The organism is Micromonospora sp. BL1 (assembly GCF_003667485.1).
GTDB classification, from domain to species: Bacteria; Actinomycetota; Actinomycetes; order Mycobacteriales; family Micromonosporaceae; genus Micromonospora; species Micromonospora tulbaghiae.
Map to the genome: position 1 here is coordinate 1 of NZ_RCVK01000311.1, position 483 is coordinate 483.

1 protein-coding gene is annotated in these 483 nt (G+C 70.6%); it reads left to right on the forward strand.

All coding sequences use genetic code 11. The features are described from left to right. Positions 1-101: 101 nt before the first annotated feature. The coding region (locus EAD96_RS23505; RefSeq protein WP_147457919.1) for a TetR/AcrR family transcriptional regulator at positions 102-483 on the forward strand (382 nt) is incomplete at its 3' end.

Here is a 483-nt window from a genome sequence, read left to right on the forward strand (position 1 = left end):
GGGAGCGGTGGTCGTCACGGGGCGAATGTACATCCGTACAAGACGCTTGTACAAGACGCTTGTACAAGACGGGCGTTCAAAAGGTGGACGACACTGCCGGCATGGGACAGCGCGAGGACCTGCTGGCGGGGGCGAAGAAGTGCCTGGTGGAGAAGGGCTACGCGCACACCACGGCCCGGGACATCGTGGCGGCGGCGGGTGCTCACCTCGGTTCCATCGGTTACCACTTCGGCAGCAAGGAGGCCCTGCTGAACGCCGCCGTCATGGAGACCTTCGACGCCTGGGGCGACGCCATCGCGGCGGCTGTCGTACCGGACGCCGGCGGCACCCCGCTGGACCGGCTGCGCGGATTCGTCGACGGCCTGCTGGCGGCCGCCCCCGAGCAGCGGGCGATCCTGGTGGCCAGCGTGCAGGCGTACGCCCAGGCGGAGTTCGCGCCCGAGGTCCGGGCGCAGCTGGTGGCCGGCTACGCCGCCGGCCACC